Source organism: Dysgonomonas sp. Shenzhen-Wh21, from assembly GCF_043392705.1.
Taxonomy (GTDB): domain Bacteria; phylum Bacteroidota; class Bacteroidia; order Bacteroidales; family Dysgonomonadaceae; genus Dysgonomonas.
The window spans coordinates 1-5,290 of sequence record NZ_JAIXHZ010000029.1 but is presented as its reverse complement, the minus strand read 5'-3'; the positions used below and the strand labels follow the sequence as shown (position 1 = coordinate 5,290).

Sequence of the window (5,290 nt, the reverse complement as noted above, 5' to 3'; positions counted from 1 at the left end):
TCTTTTGTTATAATTGCCTGAGGTTTAAACTTCTCAAAGAGTAAGGTTTCATCTTCACCTTGTTGATAATATAAAACTTGTTCTATAGGGAAACTCTCTTTCTGGATAATAGAGCGTGATTAAGGAAGCAGATAGAAAAACTTCTGCCTGAATTCTTCGATCTTAAAACCGGATACACTACCGGCACGTGTGCTACGGCTGCAACTAAAGCTGCTTTAACTGCATTATTAACCAAGGAAAATCAAACAGAAATCAGCATAACTCTTCCAAATGGAGAATGGATAAAACTTTCCATTTATTCGACTATATTAGAAGATAATCTTGCGAGTTGCTCTGTGATAAAGGATGCAGGAGACGATCCAGATGTTACTAACGGACACGAGATAGTATCTACTGTACAATTAACTCATGAACACAAAGGAGTTCGCTTTCTTCAAGGAAAAGGAGTTGGAGTAGTTACCTTACCCGGTTTAGGTCTTGAAATAGGAGGGCCTGCTATTAATAAGACTCCCCGAATGATGATGAAGCGAGAACTTTTCAAAGTTATGCGCCATTATCAGGATAAATTGCCGGAACAGAATTTAAAGACAGGAATAGACGTTACGATATCTGTACCGAAAGGTGAAGAAATTGCATTAAGAACATTTAATCCAAAGCTTGGAATAACAGGAGGTATATCCATTATCGGAACATCGGGCATTGTAAAACCCTTTTCCTCGGAAGCCTTTATAGCCTCTATCCGTCGCGAAATGCACGTTGCCAAAGCATTAGGATGTAAGAATGTGGTTGTCAATTCGGGTGCTAAAAGTGAACGATTTGTGAAACAACAATATCCCAATTTGCCTCCACAGGCATTTATTCATTATGGTAACTTTATCGGAGAAACGATTATTGCTGCTTCAGAATTAGGCTTTGAGCGCCTTACAATGGGAATAATGATAGGTAAAGCTGTGAAATTAGCAGAAGGTTCATTAGATACCCATAGTAAAAAGGTAATTATGAATAAGGAGTTTATTTTGGCTTTAGCGAAAGAAGCCGGTTGTTCAGAGGCTACAATAGACGCTATACAACAGATAACCATGGCACGACAGTTATGGGATGTTATTCCTGAAACAGAAGCTACATTCTTTTCGCTGATAGTAAGAAAGTGCCATCAGGTATGTATTACTTTATTTCCCAATGGCACATTAGATATCTTATTAATTGATGAGTTCGGTAATATTAAGCAATGAGCTTTATCTAAGACCGAAACAAGTGTTTGAACTGATGTGAATAAAGTTTAGACAATCCCTGACGATTTCCGATAGCTTCTCCTACAACTATCATTGTTGTCAAGGTTAGTTCATTTTCTTTGACAATTTTAGCTAAGTCTTTTAATTCTCCACGGTATATCTTTTCGTCTTTCCATGTCAGCTTATAACAAGCCGCAACAGGGGTTTCGGGTGGATAATGTTCCATAAGTTCCTGCTGAACCTGATCTACGATTGACGCACTCAAGAAAATACACATTGTACTTTGTGAACGTGCCAGCAAATGCAACTTTTCTTTTTCTGGTATAGATGTTCGTCCTTCTCCTCTTGTCAGAATGATTGTCTGTATTTTTTCAGGGATAGTAAATTGAGATTCTAAAGCAGCGGCGGCAGCTAGAAAAGAAGATATACCCGGCGTAATATGGTAAGACATATTATACTTGTCGAAGAAAGCCATTTGCTCTTGAATAGCACCATAGATACACGGATCTCCCGTATGTAAACGGACAATGAGTTTACCCTTATCATAGAACTCTTTCATTATCTCAAACTGTTCTTCTAAATCCATAGAAGCAGAACTCCGCACTGTCGCTCCCTGTTTAGCACAAAAAGTCAGTTCTACAGGTACAAGACTTCCCGCATATAGAATAAGATCGGCTGCTTCTAAGAAATGACGCCCTTTAACTGAAATTAAATCAGGGTCACCCGGACCTGCTCCAACAATCTCAATATGTCCCTGACGAATTGCCTTTCTGTCTATTGCTATGGCAAATGTAAAATCATTCCCGTCGCTCAGTTTTCCCTTTTGTTTTTCCAGTATAAGAGAGCCTCCACCTGCGCTTTTTATAGCTGAAGATTCAGCTACACTTGTCACAGTTGTTACTTCTTCAACCTTTTCGGATGGATTAGCAACTTCAATATCTCTCAATTCATTCGCTGTGTAAATATTTACAGGAATACTCTTAAGATGAGATTGAAGTACTTTTAGCAAAGGTTCATCTTTCTTTATATCTATCGATGAAACATCTTTAATAGAAGCTATAGCTATATTATTGTTATTTAAGGCTTCTATTATATATTCGCTGATACCATCAGGCTTACACTCCTTACGACAACCGACGCCCAGGTGTAAAACTTTCGGGTGATAATAAATTGTCTGAATATCTGTTAGTGGATAGAGATAAGGTGTAACGGCAATCAGGAGCTTATATTCAGATAGATTAATATCCTTATAGCTATAATATACCTTTACATGTTCAGGGATTGTACGTTCGAGATATTGAGTTCCTTCATCATTTATATCGAGTAGGAGAGCTGTCGTTTTTTTATTGACAAAAGTAGTTAACGGCTCATTGAAGTTAGCGGTATTTGATGTAGTTGTCCATCCATATTTTTCGCCAAGGATATCTAATGCCCACAAGTTGGTATTATCGCTCTGAGTGGTAAGAATAGCCTCAGCTCCTAATATATGAGCAATACGTTGAGTCAGGTCATTTGCTCTTCCCACATGGCCGGAAAGAACAGAGATAACATACTTCCCGGTACTATCTATATTTACAATGGCAGGATCGGTATGCTTATCTTTTATATATGGAGCAATACTCCGTACACAGATTCCCATTGCTCCGATAAAAAGAATTGATTTTACTTCATCAAAAATATCACTTATACAACCACTTATAGATGATATCTGAATTGTTCCTTCAATGTCGGCTTTGGTGAATATTACAGTTTTACCTAGTTCGTTTTGAATAGTTCTGGCTATTTGCAAACTACTTTCTGATGTTAATATTATAGCATTCTTCATTTTGATATTTTTTTAGCTTTCATTACTTCTATCGTATTAAAGTCGTCAACCTTGATGGCAATATATTGTTCCAATTGCAGATTGTTCTTTTCGATCGCTTGAAGAAACATTTCTTTACTATCTACCGATACTGAGTTGAATACAATCACTCCTTCAGGGTTGATAACAGTAGATATCTTTCTCATTATTTCATTCATCTTACCTCCATGCCCTCCTATAAATACCGCATCGGGTGTTGGCAAAGCAGTAATATCCATATCGGTAAAATCTCCTATAAAGGAATAAATACCAGGGACTCCGAACTTACTGGAGTTACTTTCTATTAACTCTTTGCCTTCCTCCCTCTTCTCAAAAGCCAATACTTTAAGGTGTGGAAACTGCATCTTTGCCTCGATAGAGACAGAACCTGTACAAAATCCGATATCCCACAAAACTGTTTTATCTCTCAACTCCAACAAACTAAGAGACAACAAACGTATAGGCATTTTGGTTATCATTTTTGCACGTCCATTCAAAAGATGAAAATCATTTTCGGGAATGCCCAAAGGGCGGTATCGGCTGGTTGTCTTTTTTAGAATAAGATTGTTCGGAAAAGAAAATTTTTTATCTAGAACATCTTTTAGTTCCCATGTTGTGATTTTCTCTTTTTCTTTATTTCCCAATAATTCGCCAATACTAACCTTGTAGTTGTCATAACCATAGTCAAGCATTCGTTGAATAATCGCAGATGGTGTATGCTCTTTATTATCGGTTAGTACACCGATCATATTATATCCCAGAATTAGTGCTTCATCAAATTTATCCCATGCCCGGCCTGTAAGTGAGACGATATGCATATCCTGATAAGGTATCAGTAAACGGTGTGCCAACAATTGCAAAGAATTGAAAAATGGATAAAGAACAATTTCTGCATCCGGCATTTCTCGTTTAATTGTATTTGCAAAACCAAAAAACAGCGGGTCACCTGAAGCAAAAACTACAATTTCTTTATATCTACTGTATTGTTCAAAAACAGCAGATAAAGGTATTGTTATATTTATCCAAGATGAGCTTTCCGGTAAAAGAGGCTTAACAATCTCATAATGTCTTGCCCCTCCTGAAAAAACAGAATGGTTATTAATAATGTCCAGTACTTCTGGGTTGAAATATTGGCTTTGATTATCATCTATACCTATTACATAGAATTTCATAACGGTCACTTTATACGTCTCTTCCCGGTTTTAATTGTTCCGCATCATCAAAAGTGAGAATGGCGTTTACTAATGTTGCAGCCAGATTGCTTCCACCTTTACGCCCTTCAATTATTATCTTGGGCACATCGGTAAAAGGCTTGACCATATGCTTTGATTCACATACATTCACGAAGCCAACGGGAGCAGCTACTATTCCCGCAGGTTTTGCCTTATCTTTTCGTATTAGTTCGCATAGTTCCATCAGCGCAGTCGGTGCATTTCCGAATACAAAGAGAGCATTAGGATATTCTTCCACAGCCAAACGAATACCTGCTTGTGTACGAGTTATACCTTTCAGCTTAGCCAATTCAGCCACTCGTTCGTCATGCAGATAACATTTTACATCTATACTCAATCGCTCCAAAGCCCCTCTGCGAATCCCCGAGGCAACCATCGTAACATCAGTAATAATAGTCTTTACGTTACCATTTACAAATTCAGAATGAAGTTTTTCAACCGCTCTTTCATCCGTATATAGGATATTTTCCATATCAAAATCAGCTGTCGTATGAATAGCATGAAGTAAAGCCCATTTCTTATCTAATGAGATGTTCTTATTCTTCAATTCACCTTCAATAGTACGGAAACTACGTATCATTATATCCTGTCCGATGCCTACATCTTCGTTCTTTTCTTCTCTGTAATATCCACGGGGTGTTACAATGTGATTTTCATCGAAAATATAAGACTGAGAATTACCGATAATGACTATGGTAAACATATCTATCTCTTGGGGATCAAACTCCCCCAGAGTCGTCACATTAATTTGCTGTTCATCACGTCCAGCCTGACGAATATAGCCAATTGGTGTTTCGAGCGAACGCTCCTTTCTAAATAATTCTATCAGGCGGTTTATCTGCCAGTAGCGTCCATTACTCCTTGGATTATAGATTGCTGTAACAAAGTCAGCAGAAGCTGCGGCTATAATTCTTTTTTCTATCCTATCCCAGGGTGTCATTAGGTCTGATAGTGAAATGATACAGAAATCATGTCCTATAGGA

3 protein-coding genes and 1 pseudogene are annotated in these 5,290 nt (G+C 37.7%); 1 reads left to right on the top strand and 3 read right to left on the bottom strand.

The genetic code is table 11. From position 1 onward, the window contains the following. Positions 1–119 precede the first annotated feature (119 nt). Positions 120–1,232, top strand: a pseudogene (cbiD, locus tag LDB17_RS01125) (cobalt-precorrin-5B (C(1))-methyltransferase CbiD); the annotation flags it as partial. A 7-nt stretch (positions 1,233–1,239) separates the two neighbouring features. On the opposite strand, the gene cobM reads toward cbiD, so the two are convergent. From cobM to LDB17_RS01110, 3 genes are all read right to left on the bottom strand, one after another. Beyond that, complete coding sequence (gene cobM / locus LDB17_RS01120) at positions 1,240–3,057, bottom strand: precorrin-4 C(11)-methyltransferase (RefSeq protein ID WP_252637375.1); 1,818 nt, start codon at positions 3,055–3,057, stop codon at positions 1,240–1,242. Then, positions 3,054–4,247, bottom strand: coding sequence for a precorrin-6y C5,15-methyltransferase (decarboxylating) subunit CbiE (gene cbiE, locus LDB17_RS01115; RefSeq protein ID WP_252637377.1), 1,194 nt, complete (start codon positions 4,245–4,247; stop codon positions 3,054–3,056). Before cbiE ends, cobM begins: the two co-directional genes overlap by 4 nt. A 10-nt stretch (positions 4,248–4,257) precedes the next feature. Then, a partial coding sequence (locus tag LDB17_RS01110; RefSeq protein ID WP_393924839.1) for a precorrin-8X methylmutase occupies positions 4,258–5,290 on the bottom strand: 1,033 nt, incomplete at its 5' end.

Coding starts and splice junctions, on each gene's coding strand:
- cobM (WP_252637375.1), bottom strand. CDS start 3,057: ATGAAGAATGCTATAATATTAACATCAGAAAGTAGTTTGCAAATAGCC.
- cbiE (WP_252637377.1), bottom strand. CDS start 4,247: ATGAAATTCTATGTAATAGGTATAGATGATAATCAAAGCCAATATTTC.